At 65.7% G+C, this 13,096-nt stretch carries 17 protein-coding genes; all 17 read right to left on the bottom strand.

Annotation, left to right across the window (positions count from 1 at the left end):
* Nucleotides 1–3 precede the first annotated feature (3 nt).
* Nucleotides 4–2,094 carry an NADH-quinone oxidoreductase subunit L gene (nuoL, locus tag DMC18_RS06480; RefSeq protein ID WP_110117771.1) on the bottom strand — a complete coding sequence of 697 codons (2,091 nt, stop codon included), beginning with the start codon at nt 2,092–2,094 and terminating at the stop codon, nt 4–6.
* A gap of 4 nt (nt 2,095–2,098) precedes the next feature.
* Entirely contained in the window at nt 2,099–2,404 is a 306-nt protein-coding gene (nuoK, locus tag DMC18_RS06475; protein ID WP_110117770.1) for an NADH-quinone oxidoreductase subunit NuoK, read from the bottom strand.
* A complete protein-coding gene (locus DMC18_RS06470; RefSeq protein ID WP_110117769.1) occupies nt 2,401–3,018 on the bottom strand; it encodes an NADH-quinone oxidoreductase subunit J in 618 nt (205 codons plus the stop codon). Before DMC18_RS06470 ends, nuoK begins: the two co-directional genes overlap by 4 nt.
* Before the next feature lie 82 nt (nt 3,019–3,100).
* Nucleotides 3,101–3,592, bottom strand: a complete 492-nt coding sequence (nuoI, locus tag DMC18_RS06465; protein WP_110117768.1) for an NADH-quinone oxidoreductase subunit NuoI — start codon at nt 3,590–3,592, stop codon at nt 3,101–3,103.
* Nucleotides 3,593–3,602: 10 nt separating this feature from the next.
* Entirely contained in the window at nt 3,603–3,827 is a 225-nt protein-coding gene (locus DMC18_RS06460; protein ID WP_110117767.1) for a hypothetical protein, read from the bottom strand.
* Nucleotides 3,824–4,063 carry a hypothetical protein gene (locus DMC18_RS06455; protein ID WP_110117766.1) on the bottom strand — a complete coding sequence of 80 codons (240 nt, stop codon included), beginning with the start codon at nt 4,061–4,063 and terminating at the stop codon, nt 3,824–3,826. Before DMC18_RS06455 ends, DMC18_RS06460 begins: the two co-directional genes overlap by 4 nt.
* Entirely contained in the window at nt 4,063–5,127 is a 1,065-nt protein-coding gene (gene nuoH / locus DMC18_RS06450) for an NADH-quinone oxidoreductase subunit NuoH (RefSeq protein WP_110117765.1), read from the bottom strand. The genes DMC18_RS06455 and nuoH overlap by 1 nt, the downstream gene beginning before the upstream one ends.
* A 3-nt stretch (nt 5,128–5,130) precedes the next feature.
* A complete protein-coding gene (nuoG, locus tag DMC18_RS06445) occupies nt 5,131–7,191 on the bottom strand; it encodes an NADH-quinone oxidoreductase subunit NuoG (RefSeq protein ID WP_110117764.1) in 2,061 nt (686 codons plus the stop codon).
* A 5-nt stretch (nt 7,192–7,196) separates the two neighbouring features.
* Nucleotides 7,197–8,516 carry an NADH-quinone oxidoreductase subunit NuoF gene (gene nuoF, locus DMC18_RS06440; protein ID WP_110117763.1) on the bottom strand — a complete coding sequence of 440 codons (1,320 nt, stop codon included), beginning with the start codon at nt 8,514–8,516 and terminating at the stop codon, nt 7,197–7,199.
* Between the two features lie 4 nt (nt 8,517–8,520).
* Nucleotides 8,521–8,781: a hypothetical protein gene (locus DMC18_RS06435; protein WP_110132780.1), complete on the bottom strand. Its 261-nt coding sequence runs from the start codon at nt 8,779–8,781 to the stop codon at nt 8,521–8,523.
* Complete coding sequence (locus tag DMC18_RS06430; protein ID WP_110117761.1) at nt 8,778–9,023, bottom strand: hypothetical protein; 246 nt, start codon at nt 9,021–9,023, stop codon at nt 8,778–8,780. Before DMC18_RS06430 ends, DMC18_RS06435 begins: the two co-directional genes overlap by 4 nt.
* The gene (gene nuoE / locus DMC18_RS06425; RefSeq protein ID WP_110117760.1) at nt 9,023–9,706 is read right to left on the bottom strand and encodes an NADH-quinone oxidoreductase subunit NuoE; all 684 of its coding nucleotides are present in this window, start codon (nt 9,704–9,706) and stop codon (nt 9,023–9,025) included. Before nuoE ends, DMC18_RS06430 begins: the two co-directional genes overlap by 1 nt.
* On the bottom strand, nt 9,703–10,035 hold the full coding sequence (locus tag DMC18_RS06420; RefSeq protein WP_110117759.1) for a nuclear transport factor 2 family protein: 333 nt from the start codon (nt 10,033–10,035) through the stop codon (nt 9,703–9,705). Before DMC18_RS06420 ends, nuoE begins: the two co-directional genes overlap by 4 nt.
* Entirely contained in the window at nt 10,032–11,282 is a 1,251-nt protein-coding gene (locus DMC18_RS06415; protein WP_110117758.1) for an NADH-quinone oxidoreductase subunit D, read from the bottom strand. The genes DMC18_RS06420 and DMC18_RS06415 overlap by 4 nt, the downstream gene beginning before the upstream one ends.
* Before the next feature lie 3 nt (nt 11,283–11,285).
* Nucleotides 11,286–11,888 carry an NADH-quinone oxidoreductase subunit C gene (locus DMC18_RS06410; protein WP_110117757.1) on the bottom strand — a complete coding sequence of 201 codons (603 nt, stop codon included), beginning with the start codon at nt 11,886–11,888 and terminating at the stop codon, nt 11,286–11,288.
* Nucleotides 11,885–12,490 (bottom strand): NADH-quinone oxidoreductase subunit B family protein, encoded by a 606-nt coding sequence (locus DMC18_RS06405; protein WP_110117756.1) that lies wholly within the window; start codon nt 12,488–12,490, stop codon nt 11,885–11,887. Before DMC18_RS06405 ends, DMC18_RS06410 begins: the two co-directional genes overlap by 4 nt.
* Nucleotides 12,460–12,837, bottom strand: a complete 378-nt coding sequence (locus DMC18_RS06400; RefSeq protein WP_110117755.1) for an NADH-quinone oxidoreductase subunit A — start codon at nt 12,835–12,837, stop codon at nt 12,460–12,462. Before DMC18_RS06400 ends, DMC18_RS06405 begins: the two co-directional genes overlap by 31 nt.
* Between the last annotated feature and the right edge of the window lie 259 nt (nt 12,838–13,096).

The following is a 13,096-nucleotide window of genomic DNA, read 5'->3' as shown; positions in this document are numbered from 1 at the left end:
TCCTCAACGGAATGCGTAAAGGGCGAACGTCAGCAGGCCGGCGACGCCGAGCAGCATGACGAAAGCGTAGTGGTAGACGTAGCCGGTCTGGGCTTTGCCCGTCTTGCGGCCGACGGCGTAGGAAACGGCGCTGACGCCGTCCGGACCCAGGCGATCGATGATCTTCTGGTCCCCGCCCTTCCAGAACAGGTCGCCGAGGAACTTGGCGGCCCGCACGAAGGTGGCCTGGTAGAGCTCGTCGAAGAACCACTTGTTGTAGAAGAACACGTACAGCGGCCCGTTGCGCTCGGCGAGCTTGAGGCCGAGGCGCTCGTTGCCCTTGATCAGGTAGACGTAGACCGCGATCAGCAGGCCGATGATCGAGGCGATCAGCGGGCTCCACTTCACCCACTCGGCCACTTCGTGGGCCTCGTGCAGCACGTGGTTGGTCGGAGCGTTGAAGATCGCGCCGCGCCAGAACTCTTCCTGGTGGTGACCCACGAAGTAGCCGGTGAAGACGAAGCCGGCGGCGACCGCGCCGATCGACAGCACGACCAGCGGCAGCAGCATCACCCAGGGGCTCTCGTGCGGCTTGTGATCGTGGCCGTGGCCGTGATCGTCATGACCGTGGTCGTCGTGCGCGCCGTGGGCATGGTCATCATGGCCATGGGCGGCGTGCGCGTGATCGTCGTGGCCATGAGCGTGCGCGTCATGGGCGTGGTCATCGTGACCCCAACGGGCCTTGCCGTTGAAGGTGAAGAAGGCCAGGCGCCAGGAGTAGAACGAGGTCAGGCCGGCCACCAGCACGCCGATCGCCCAGGCGAACATGGCGATCTGGTTGTGCGAGCCCGCGGCGAACGCCGCTTCGATGATGGTGTCCTTCGAGTAGAAGCCGGCGAAGCCCAGGTGCAGCGGCGGGAAGCCGAGGCCCGTGATGGCGATCGTGCCGATCGTCATGGCGATGAAGGTCACCGGCAGCAGCTTTGCCAGGGCGCCGTAGCGACGCATGTCCTGCTCGTGATGCATGCCGTGGATCACCGAACCGGCGCCCAGGAACAGCAGCGCCTTGAAGAAGGCGTGCGTGAACAGGTGGAACATGGCCGCCTGATAGGCGCCGACGCCGGCCGCGAAGAACATGTAGCCCAGCTGCGAACAGGTCGAGTAGGCGATCACGCGCTTGATGTCGTTCTGGGTCAGACCGACCGTGGCGGCGAACAGGGCCGTGATGGCGCCGATCACCGTGACGATGTTCTTGGCCACCGGGGCGTACTCGAACATCGGCGACAGCAGGCACAGCATGTAGACGCCGGCGGTCACCATGGTGGCCGCGTGGATCAGGGCCGACACCGGGGTCGGGCCTTCCATGGCGTCAGGAAGCCAGGTGTGCAGGAAGAACTGGGCCGACTTGCCCATCGCGCCGATGAACAGCAGGAAGCAGGCGATGTCGACCAGCGGCCAGTTGTGGCCCGCGAACTCCCAGGTGCGCGAGGCGCCGGCGGCGATCATCGGGAACAGTTCGTGGAACTGGATGGTGCCGAAAGCCCAGTAGGTGGTCATGATGCCGAGGGCGAAGCCGAAGTCGCCGACCCGGTTGACCACGAAGGCCTTGATGGCCGCGGCGCTGGCCGAGGGCTTCTTGAACCAGAAGCCGATCAGCAGGTACGAGGCCAGACCCACGCCTTCCCAGCCGAAGAACAGCTGCATGAAGTCGGCGGCGGTGACCAGCGACAGCATGGCGAAGGTGAAGAGCGACAGGTACGCGAAGAAGCGCGGCTTGCTGTCGTCCTCGGCCATGTAGCCCCAGGAATAGACGTGCACGAGCGCCGAGACGGTCGTGACCACGATCAGCATGGTCTCCGACAGGGCGTCGATGCGGATCGACCAGTTGGCGACGAAGTCGCCGATGTGGATGAACGGCAGCAGGGTGACCGTGAAGGCCTCCATGTGGCCCCAGGTCCACTTGCTGAACGTGACCCACGACAGGGCGCAGGCCAGGATCAACAGGCCGGTGGTGACCGACTGCGACGCGACGTTGCCGATCCGCCGACCGAACAGGCCGGCGATGATCGCGCCCACCAGCGGGGCGAAGACGAGAATGGTGACGAGCGATTGCACTGGGTCAGCCCTTCATCATGCTGGCGTCGTCGACCGCGATGTCGCCGCGGTTACGGAAGAAGGTCACCAGGATGGCGAGGCCGACGGCCGCCTCGGCGGCGGCCACGGTCAGCACGAACATCGCGAAGATCTGGCCCACCACGTCATGCAGGTAGGCCGAGAACGCCACCAGGTTGATGTTCACCGCGAGCAGGATGAGCTCGATCGACATCAGGATGACGATGATGTTCTTGCGGTTCACGAAGATACCGAAGACGCCGATCGTCAGAAGGATGGCGGCGACGATGAGGTAATGCGGAAGGCCGATCATTCGCTGATCCCCTCGCCCGGCTTGATCTGCACGAGTTCCATTCCGGTCTTGGGCGTACGGGCGATCTGCTTGCCGATGTCCTGGCGCTTGACGCCCGGCTTGTGGCGCAGGGTCAGGACGATGGCGCCGATCATGGCGACCAGCAGCACCAGGCCCGCCGCCTGGAAGAAGAAGACATAGTCGGTGTAGAGCACCCGACCGAGCGCCTCGGTGTTGCTGAAGCCGCCCGGCGAGGCGTTGGGCAGCGCGTTGGCGCTGGCCTTGCCGTTGGTGGCGACGCTGACGGCGACCATGATCATCTCGATGGTCAGCACGCCGGCGACGAGGCCGCCGATGGGCAGGTATTGCGCGAAGCCGTCCCGCAGCGCTTCGAAGTCGATGTCGAGCATCATGACCACGAAGAGGAACAGCACCGCGACCGCGCCCACATAGACGACGATCAGCAGCATCGCCAGGAACTCAGCGCCCAGAAGGACGAAGAGGCCGGCGGCCGAGAAGAAGGCGGTGATCAGGAAGAGCACCGAGTGCACGGGGTTCTTGGCCGACACGACGAGAAGACCCGCCGCTATCGTCACGAACGCCAGCAAATAGAAAGCTATCGCCTGCAAGGCCATTGGCCAGGGTGCTCCCCTGAAAGTTCAAATAACGACGGCGCGCGAAATACACGCCGCCAACCTCGGATTCGCGCCGGACCGTTTAGCGGTACGGAGCGTCCAACTCCAGATTCTTCGCGATCAGCCGTTCCCAACGGTCACCGTTGTCGAGCAGCTTTCCCTTGTCGTAGTAGAGCTCTTCACGCGTCTCGACCGCGAACTCGATGTTCGGGCCTTCGACGATGGCGTCCACCGGGCAGGCCTCTTGGCAGAGACCGCAGTAGATGCACTTCACCATGTCGATGTCGTAGCGGGTCGTACGGCGGCTGCCGTCCTCGCGCGGTTCGGCCTCGATGGTGATCGCCTGGGCGGGGCAGATGGCCTCGCACAGCTTGCAGGCGATGCAGCGCTCTTCCCCGTTGGGATAGCGACGCAGGGCGTGCTCGCCACGGAAACGAGGCGACTGCGGGCCGCGCTCGTTCGGGTAGATCACGGTCTTCTTCGGCGCGACCAGATACTTCATGGCCAAGCCGAAGGCGCCCGCGAAATCGAGCAGGGCCACCCCTTTGACCGCTTGCGTGATGCGCTGGAACACCAGAGCTCTCCTAACACTTTTCCTTAGGGAAAGGACGGACGTCCCTCCCCCGCTCTTCCTGCTGACGCCGCACCTGCTGGCGCAGCACGCAGTCCTTTGTCTCTTCCTCGGCCTTCCGGCGGGCTTCGATCTGCTCCTCGAGCGATCGCTCCCGCGGCGGCCGAATGCTTCGCCCCGGTATCGTGCAGCCGGCCAGCAGGCCGATCACCGCGATCCCGAGGACGACCCGCCTCATTTCCCGGCTCGGGGAATGACGCAGGTGTAGTTCGAAAGCTGGGCGGGATCTCCCCCATCCATCTTGGCCTGCAACGTCCCGCCCTCGGCCTTGCACTTGTCGCCGGCCCGGCGCAGTTCGTCGTAGTTCACGATCCCCCGTCCCAGCGAATAGGAGCGGTCCGAGGCCTCGCTCGACGCGCATGCGCCCAGCGAAACCAGGACCAGCCCCGTCAAGGCCAGGGCGGCGGGGCGCATCAGCCCGCCACCGGCGAGAAGACGCGCCAGCCGGCGACCAGGGCGACCAGCACCAGCGACATCGGCAGGAAGACCTTCCAGCCCAGGCGCATCAGTTGGTCGTAGCGGTAGCGAGGCACGATCGCCTTAGCCATGGCGAACATGAAGAACCAGAAGACGATCTTGGCGTAGAACACCAGGGCCAGGGCCAGCTTGCCCCACCAGCCCCACATCGCCACCAGGTCGATCGGCAGACCCAGGTTCCAGCCGCCGAAGAACAGCACGCTGATCATCGCGCACATCAGCACGATGTTCGAATACTCAGCGACCATGAACAGCAGGTACGGGGTCGACGAGTACTCGACTTGGTAACCGGCCACGAGTTCGGATTCGGCTTCCGGAAGGTCGAAGGGCGGGCGGTTCGTCTCGGCCAGGGCCGAGATGTAGAACATGCCCATGGCGATCACCATGACCGGCAGCAGGATGATGTTCTTGAGGCCGCCGCCGCCGAACACGTTCCAGTTCCAGATCCAGCCGGACTGGTTCTCGACGATGGTCGACAGGTTCATCGAGCCGGCCAGCAGGATCACCGTGATGATGATCAGGCCGATCGAGACTTCGTACGACACCATCTGCGCCGCCGAACGCAGCGCGCCCAGGAACGGGTACTTCGAGTTCGAAGCCCAGCCGCCCATGATGATGCCGTAGACGCCCAGCGAGCTCATCGCCAGCAGGTAGAGGATGCCGACGTTCAGGTTGGAGACGACCCAGCCCGGCGCGAACGGCACCACGGCCCAGCCGATGAAGCCCAGGACCAGGCTGATCAGCGGGGCCAGCAGGAAGATCGCCTTGTCGGCGCCGGCCGGGATGACGATTTCCTTCAGCACGAACTTGCCGAAGTCGGCGAAGGACTGCAGCAGGCCGAAGGGACCGACGACGTTCGGGCCCTTGCGCATCTGGACGCCGGCCCAGATCTTTCGGTCGGCCAGCAGCAGGAAGGCCAGGCTCAGCAGAACCCAGATCACGACCAGCAGGATGCCGCCGAGAGTGAGGCCGAACCAGATAAGCGGGTTGGTCTGAGACACGGCTTACTCCGCGGCGATCTTGGCGGCGGCCGAGACGTTGGCCGCGCACTCGGCCATGGTCACGCTGGCGCGCGCAATGGGGTTGGTCAGGTGGAAGGCCTTCACCGGGCTCTCGAACGGAGCCTCGGAGACGTCCCCTTCCCCGCCGACGGCGGCGAGGTCGAACACGGTCGGGACCGAGCCCGGCGCGAAGTCGATCTGGCCGAAGGTGGGGTGATCGGCGAACAGCTTGGCGCGCAGCTGGTCCAGGCTGTCATAGGGCAGCTTGGCGCCCAGCACTTCCGACAGCGCCCGCAGGATCGACCAGTCTTCCTTGGCCTCGCCCTTCGGGAACACGGCGCGCTTGCCCATCTGCACCCGGCCCTCGGTGTTGACGTAGAGGCCGTTCTTTTCGGTGTAGGCGGCGCCCGGCAGGATGACGTCGGCCTTGTGGGCGCCGGCGTCGCCGTGGGTGCCGAGGTAGATCTTGAAGGCGTCGCTGGCGGCGGGCTCGCACTCGTCGGCGCCGAGCAGGAACAGCACGTCCAGCGCACCCGGCTTCAGCATGTCGCGCGCCGAGAGGGCGCCCTCGGCCGGGACGAAACCCAGGTCGAGGCCGGCCACGCGGGCGGCGGCGGTGTGCAGCACGTTCCAGCCGTTCCAGCCTTCACGGACGACCTTGAAGGTCTTGGCGACGCCGGCGGCGGCCTTGAGGATCGCCGCGCCGTCGGCGCGGGCCAGGGCGCCCTGGCCGATGATGATGGCGGGACGCTCGGCGGCCTTCAGGGCGGCGACGAAGTCGTTCTTGGCCTTGGCCAGGCCCGACAGCGTCTTGGCGCCGGCGCCGAGGTAGTCGTAGTCGAACGTCAGGTCGGCCTGTTCGCCGATGACGCCGAAGCGGGTCTTGCCGGCGATCCACTGCTTGCGGAAGCGGGCGTTGAGCACCGGAGCCTCGAGGCGCGGGTTGGCGCCCACGAACAGCACGACGTCGGCGTCTTCGATGCCGGCGATGGTCGAGTTGAACAGCCAGCTCTCGCGCGGGCCATTGCCCAGAGCCGTACCGTCCTGGCGGGCGTCGAGGTTCTTCACGCCCAGGGCCGTGAAGAGGTCCTTGGTCGCCTTCAGGCTTTCGGCGTCCTGCAGGTCGCCGGCGATGACGCCGATGCGCTCAGGGGCGGTCGCCTTGATCTTGGCCGAGACGGCGGCGAAGGCTTCGGCCCAGGTGGCGGGCTTCAGCTTGCCGTCGACGCGGACGTACGGGCGGTCGAGGCGCTGGCGCTGCAGGCCGTCGACGGCGTAGCGCGTCTTGTCGCTGATCCACTCTTCGTTGACGTCCTCGTTGACGCGCGGCAGCACGCGCAGGACGGCGTTGGCGCGGGCGTCGACGCGGATCGACGAGCCCAGGGCGTCCTGGACGTCGACGCTCTCGGTCTTCTTCAGTTCCCACGGACGGGCTTCGAAGGCGTAGGGCTTGGAGGTCAGGGCGCCGACCGGGCACAGGTCGATGACGTTGGCCGACAGCTCCGAGGTCACCGCGGCGCCCAGATAGGTCGTGATTTCAACGTCTTCGCCACGCGAGATCAGGCCGATCTCCGGCGAGCCGGCGACTTCGGTGATGAAGCGCACGCAGCGGGTGCACTGGATGCAGCGCGTCATCACGGTCTTGATGAGCGGGCCCATGGCCTTCTCTTCGACCGCGCGCTTGTTCTCTTCGTAGCGGCTGTCGTCGCGGCCGTAGCCGACGGCCTGGTCCTGCAGGTCGCACTCGCCGCCCTGGTCGCAGATCGGGCAGTCCAGCGGGTGGTTGATGAGCAGGAACTCCATCACCCCTTCGCGGGCCTTCTTGACCATCGGGGTCTTGGTGAAGATCTCCTGGCCCTCGGCGGCCGGCAGGGCGCAAGACGCCTGCGGCTTCGGCGGGCCGGGCTTAACCTCGACCAGGCACATGCGGCAGTTGCCGGCGATGCTCAGACGCTCGTGATAGCAGAAGCGCGGGATCTCTTCCCCAGCCAGCTCCGCGACCTGCAGAACCGTCATGCCGGGTTCGAACTCGACCTCGACGCCGTTGACCTTGGCGATTGCCATTCTCGTTACTCCGCCGCGATCAGCTTGGCGCCCTGCACGTGCAGGCGACCGCTACGATAGGAAGCGATCCGCTCCTCCACCTCGTGGCGGAAGTGGCGGAACAGACCCTGGATCGGCCAGGCGGCCGCGTCGCCCAGGGCGCAGATGGTGTGACCCTCGACCTGGGTCGTGACGTCCAGAAGGGTGTCGATTTCCTTCGGATCGGCTTCGCCGGTGGCCATGCGTTCCATGACCCGCCACATCCAGCCGGTGCCTTCGCGGCACGGCGTGCACTGGCCGCAGCTCTCGTGCTTGTAGAAGTACGACAGGCGGGCGATGGCGCGGACGAGGTCGGTGGACTTGTCCATGACGATGACGGCGGCGGTGCCCAGGCCCGACTTCAGGTTCCGCAGGGCGTCGAAGTCCATCGGCAGGTCTTCGCACTGCTCGGCGGGGATCATCGGCACCGACGAACCGCCCGGGATGACGGCCTTGAGGTTGCCCCAGCCGCCGCGGATGCCGCCGCAGTGGTCTTCCATCAGCTGACGGAAGGGGATGCTCATGGCTTCTTCGACGTTGCAGGGCAGGTTCACGTGGCCCGAGACGCAGAACAGCTTGGTGCCGGCGTTGTTGGGACGGCCAAAACCGGCGAACCAGGCCGCGCCGCGGCGCAGGATGGTGCCGGCGACGGCGATGCTCTCGACGTTGTTGACCGTGGTCGGCATGCCGTAGAGGCCCGCGCCGGCCGGGAACGGCGGCTTCAGGCGCGGCTGGCCTTTCTTGCCTTCCAGGCTTTCCAGCAGGGCGGTCTCTTCACCGCAGATATAGGCGCCGGCGCCGTGGTGGACGTAGAGGTCGAAGTCCCAGCCGTGGACGTTGTCCTTGCCGATCAGCTTGGCCTCATAGGCCTGCTTGACCGCCGCTTCCAGGCGCTCGCGCTCGAAGACGTACTCGCCCCGGATGTAGATGTAGCAGGCGTGGGCCAGCATGGCGCGCGAGGCGATCAGGCAGCCTTCGATCAGGAGGTGCGGATCGTGCCGCATGATCTCCCGGTCCTTGCAGGTGCCCGGCTCGGACTCGTCGGCGTTGACCACCAGGTAGTGCGGACGACCGTCCTTCACTTCCTTGGGCATGAAGGACCACTTCAGACCGGTCGAGAAACCAGCCCCGCCCCGGCCTCGCAGACCGGAGTTCTTCATGTTCTCGATGATCCAGTCGCGACCGGCGTCAAGAATGTCCTTGGTGCCGTTCCAGCAACCGCGCGCCTTCGCACCTTCCAGACCCCAGTCCTGGAGCCCGTAAAGGTTGGTGAAGATGCGATCCTTGTCTTCGAGGATACCGACCATGACTCTAGCTTTGCGGATCGAATGGATGGGTGCGGACATAGCGCGTCCGCCGGACGATGACATAGGCGAAAAGCCGCCAACCGGCGCCGATCACCAAAAGACCTGTGGGCGCCGCCCAGGCCGGAGCCCCGGCGACCTCCCGGCCCCAGATCAGGACCAGGACGCCGATGAGGCAGGCTACGAAGCCCAGGAGCCGCTCCTTGCGGTGCATGCCCCGGATCGTGGCCACATAGGCCGCCCGCCGTGCGGAAAGGTCGTCGCTCAAGGCGCCCTCCCCGCTTGCGGCTCAGGACCGGCTTCAGGCTTGGTCGCCTTCATCCAGCCCATGATGAACCAGATCTGCGCGCCCAGCCCGGCCACGACGGCCAGGATGAACACCGGCAGCAGCCACCAGACGTGGAAGGCAACGTGGCCGACGATCGCCGCGCCGGCCAGCAGGAAGCACACGACGTCGATGGCGAGCATCGTCGTGAGGCGCTTCTTCTGATGGACGGCGACGTCGGTCATCAGGCGGCGGGCTCCGCCTTGGTCTTCTTGGGCTTCTCGGGCAGGTTCGGGATCTTGATCTTCTTGGCCGCCGAGCCGTCGTACAGCTTCGGATCGGTCAGGGTCTGGATCTTTTCCTTCGGCTCCGAGGACTTGCGGCCCTCGTAGCTGCCCGGCTGCGGGGCCTTGCCCGCGGCGAAGTCGTCGAGGATCTGGGCCAGGCTCTCCGGCGTCAGGTCTTCGTAGTAGTAGTCGTTGATGGCCGCCATCGGGGCGTTGCAGCAGGCGCCGAGGCACTCGACCTCTTCCCAGCTGAACTTGCCGTCGGCCGACACGGTGTGGGCCGGGCCGATCTTCTTCTCCAGCACCGACTTCAGGTCGAGCGCGCCGCGCAGCTGGCACGGCGTGGTGCCGCACAGCTGGACGAAGGCGGTCTTGCCGACCGGGGCCAGCTGGAACATCACGTAGAAGGTGGCGACTTCCAGCACGCGGATGACCGGCATCTCGAGCTGCTTGGCGATCTCCTGGATCGCCGGCTCGGAAATCCAGCCTTCCTGCTTCTGGGCCAACCACAGCATCGGGATCACCGCCGACTGCTTGCGGGCGGCGGGATACTTGGCCTTCCACCAGTCGGCCTTGGCCTGGCTGTCCTTCGAGAAGGCGAAGCTGGCGGGCTGCTCTTTGGCGAGACGACGAACGCTCATCGTGCGAAATCCACGCGGACGATCTTGTCGCCCTTGAAGGTGTAGATGGCGGCGACCTGGAAAGGCGCGTCGCCGTTGCCGCGGTCGACGTGCTCGTGATCGATCACGTTCGAGCCAACCACGATGCGGTTCAGGAGCTCGGCCTTGTTCTTGGGGAACTCGGCGAAGGTCTTGGCGTAGAAGGCGCGGTAGGCCTCGATGCCCGTGCGCGCGACTTCGCCGTTCAGGCCGGCCACGACCACGTCGTCCGAGAAGTGGGCGCAGTGGGCGTCCAGGTCCTGGGCGTTGTAGGCGTCGAGCTGGGCCTGGGCGATGCTCTCCAGGCTCATCGGTCGACCTCGCCGAACACGATGTCGAGCGAGCCCAGGATGGCCGAAACGTCGGCCAGCTGGTGGCCGCGGTTCATCCAGTCCATGGCGGCCAGGTGCGAGAAGCCCGGAGCCTTGATCTTGCAGCGGTACGGCTTGTTGGTGCCGTTGCTGACCACGTAGACGCCGAACTCGCCTTTGGGGGCTTCGACGGCCGCGTAGACCTCGCCTTCCGGCGTCTTGAAGCCCTCGGTGTAGAGCTTGAAGTGGTGGATCAGGGCTTCCATCGAGCGCTTCATCTCGGCGCGACGCGGCGGGCTGACCTTGTTGTCCTCGGTCAGCACCGGGCCCGGCGTGCCGCGCAGCATGGCGACGGCCTGCAGGATGATCTTGGTGCTCTCGCGCATCTCCTGCATGCGGCAGAGATAGCGATCGTAGCAGTCGCCGTTCTTGCCCAGCGGGATGTCGAACTCGAACTCGTTGTAGTTCTCGTACGGCTGGTTGCGGCGCAGGTCCCAGGCGATGCCCGAACCACGCACCATCACGCCCGAGAAGCCCCAGGCCCACGCGTCTTCCTTGCTGACCACGCCGATGTCGACGTTGCGCTGCTTGAAGATGCGGTTGTCGGTGATCAGGCCCTCGATATCGTCGCAGATCTTCGGGAAGGCCTTGGCCCAGCTCTCGATGTCGTCGATCAGCGAGGGGGTGAGGTCCTGGTGGACGCCGCCCGGACGGAAGTAGTTGGCGTGCAGGCGAGCGCCGCAGGCGCGCTCGTAGAACACCATCAGCTTCTCGCGCTCCTCGAAGCCCCAGAGCGGCGGCGTCAGGGCGCCGACGTCCATGGCCTGGGTCGTCACGTTCAGCAGGTGGTTCAGGACGCGGCCGATCTCGCAGAACAGCACGCGGATGATCTGGCCGCGCTTGGGCACTTCAACGCCCAGCAGCTTTTCGATGGCCAGGCAGAACGCATGCTCCTGGTTCATCGGCGCCACATAGTCGAGGCGGTCGAAGTACGGGATGTTCTGCAGATAGGTGCGCGCTTCCATCAGCTTTTCGGTGCCGCGGTGCAGCAGGCCGATGTGCGGATCGACGCGCTCGACGATTTCACCGTCGAGTTCCAGCACCAGACGCAGCACGCCGTGCGCGGCAGGGTGCTGGGGGCCGAAGTTGATGTTGAACTTGCGGACCGGGGTCTCGGGGATCGCCGGAACCGTCGGTTCGTCACGGAAGAAGTCGGTCGCCGCGGCGGGCGCGTTCGTGCCAGTCATGACTTAAGCCTTTTCCGCCTTCTCGTCGCCCGGCAGAGCGTACTTCGCCCCTTCCCACGGAGACAGGAAGTCGAAGGCGCGGAACTCGGTGATCTTCACGGGTTCGTAGACGACGCGCTTGAGCTCGTCGTCGTAGCGGACCTCGACATAGCCGGTCATCGGGAAGTCTTTCCGCAGCGGGTGGCCGTGGAAACCGTAGTCCGTCAGGATCCGGCGCAGGTCCGGATGGCCTTCGAAGAACACGCCGTACATGTCGAACGCCTCGCGCTCGAACCAGTCGGCGACCGGGAACACCGGCGTGGCGCTCGGCACCGGGGTGTCTTCGTCGGTCTGCACCTTCACGCGGACGCGGACGTTCTTCACCATCGACAGCAGGTGGTAGACCACGTCGAAGCGCGCGGCGCGCTCGGGGTAGTCGACCGCCGTCAGGTCCACCAGCTGGTGGAAGCGGTAGTCGGGGTGATCACGCAGATAGGTCAGCAGCTCGACCACGCGGTTCGTCGAACCGAGCAGGTTCAGCTCGCCGAACGCGACGTTGTACGAGGCGATGGCCCCGGCCGAGTTGGCGACGATCGCCTGGCCGAGGGCTTCGAGGTCTTGGCTCATCGCTCGATGGTCCCCGTGCGACGGATCTTCTTCTGGAGCTGCAGCACGCCGTAAACGAGCGCTTCGGCCGTGGGCGGGCAGCCCGGCACGTAGATGTCGATCGGCACGACGCGGTCGCAGCCGCGCACGACGCTGTAGCTGTAATAGTAGTAGCCGCCGCCGTTGGCGCAGCTGCCCATCGAGATGACGTAGCGGGGCTCGGGCATCTGGTCGTAGACCTTGCGCAGAGCCGGAGCCATCTTGTTGGTCAGCGTGCCGGCGACGATCATCACGTCCGACTGACGCGGGCTGGCGCGCGGCGCGAAGCCATAGCGCTCCAGGTCGTAGCGCGGCATGGCCGAGTGCATCATCTCGACGGCGCAGCACGCCAGGCCGAACGTCATCCACATCAGCGAGCCGGTGCGCGCCCAGGTGATCAGGTCGTCGGCGGCCGCGGTGATGAAGCCCTTGTCGGCCAGCTGCTGCGACACGCCGTCGAAGAAGGCGTCGTGCAGCTTCGGGTCATAGCCCTGCACCGTCGAGCGGCCAGCGGCGCCGGCCGCCGGAAGCGGCGAGCTGTTGGCGGGAACGATCACTCCCATTCGAGGGCGCCCTTCTTCCATTCGTAGATAAAGCCGACAGTCAGAACGCCGAGGAAGCTCATCATCGACCAGAAGGCGAAGACCGAGGCTTCATGCGGAAGCTTCAGCAGGGTCACCGCCCACGGGAACAGGAAAGCCACTTCGAGGTCGAAGATGATGAAGAGGATCGAGACCAGGTAGAACCGGACGTCGAACTTCATGCGCGCGTCGTCGAAGGCGTTGAAGCCGCATTCGTATGCGGACAGCTTTTCCGGGTCCGGCGCCTTGGGCGCGAGCACGGCGGCAGCCAGCATGAAGACGATGCCGATAACCGCCGCGATCCCGAGGAAGATCACGATCGGCAGGTACTGGAGAAGGAAGGCGTTCATGACAGCCCTTGGCTTGAATCGGCCGCGTTGTAGCCCAGTGTCTTCCAGGCTTCAAACGCCCCGGGCACATTGAGAAACGATCGCAAGTTCTGACCATCCACAGGTTCGGCGACATGGCCGTTGACACGAGTCTTCGCCCGACATATCAGACGCCCCTCGCCGCACGGCGGGTCGCACTTTCGCTTCGGCGGAGGGTAATGCGGATGTAGCTCAGTTGGTTAGAGCGCCGGCCTGTCACGCCGGAGGTCGCGGGTTCGAG

Origin of the sequence: Caulobacter sp. D5 (genome assembly GCF_003185805.1) — a bacterium.
Classification (GTDB): domain Bacteria; phylum Pseudomonadota; class Alphaproteobacteria; order Caulobacterales; family Caulobacteraceae; genus Caulobacter.
The sequence above is the reverse complement of the archived record's forward strand: the minus strand, read 5'-3'. Positions and strand labels throughout refer to the sequence as shown.

Bases quoted from the DNA above. Each gene is read 5' to 3' on its own strand.
- DMC18_RS06410 (WP_110117757.1), bottom strand. From the start codon at position 11,888: ATGAGCCAAGACCTCGAAGCCCTCGGCCAGGCGATCGTCGCCAACTCG.
- DMC18_RS06415 (WP_110117758.1), bottom strand. From the start codon at position 11,282: ATGACTGGCACGAACGCGCCCGCCGCGGCGACCGACTTCTTCCGTGAC.
- nuoF (WP_110117763.1), bottom strand. From the start codon at position 8,516: ATGGTCGGTATCCTCGAAGACAAGGATCGCATCTTCACCAACCTTTAC.
- DMC18_RS06400 (WP_110117755.1), bottom strand. From the start codon at position 12,837: ATGAACGCCTTCCTTCTCCAGTACCTGCCGATCGTGATCTTCCTCGGG.
- DMC18_RS06470 (WP_110117769.1), bottom strand. From the start codon at position 3,018: ATGGCCTTGCAGGCGATAGCTTTCTATTTGCTGGCGTTCGTGACGATA.
- DMC18_RS06420 (WP_110117759.1), bottom strand. From the start codon at position 10,035: ATGAGCCTGGAGAGCATCGCCCAGGCCCAGCTCGACGCCTACAACGCC.
- DMC18_RS06405 (WP_110117756.1), bottom strand. From the start codon at position 12,490: ATGGAAGAAGGGCGCCCTCGAATGGGAGTGATCGTTCCCGCCAACAGC.
- nuoK (WP_110117770.1), bottom strand. From the start codon at position 2,404: ATGATCGGCCTTCCGCATTACCTCATCGTCGCCGCCATCCTTCTGACG.
- DMC18_RS06460 (WP_110117767.1), bottom strand. From the start codon at position 3,827: ATGAGGCGGGTCGTCCTCGGGATCGCGGTGATCGGCCTGCTGGCCGGC.
- nuoE (WP_110117760.1), bottom strand. From the start codon at position 9,706: ATGAGCGTTCGTCGTCTCGCCAAAGAGCAGCCCGCCAGCTTCGCCTTC.
- DMC18_RS06455 (WP_110117766.1), bottom strand. From the start codon at position 4,063: ATGCGCCCCGCCGCCCTGGCCTTGACGGGGCTGGTCCTGGTTTCGCTG.
- DMC18_RS06430 (WP_110117761.1), bottom strand. From the start codon at position 9,023: ATGACCGACGTCGCCGTCCATCAGAAGAAGCGCCTCACGACGATGCTC.
- nuoG (WP_110117764.1), bottom strand. From the start codon at position 7,191: ATGGCAATCGCCAAGGTCAACGGCGTCGAGGTCGAGTTCGAACCCGGC.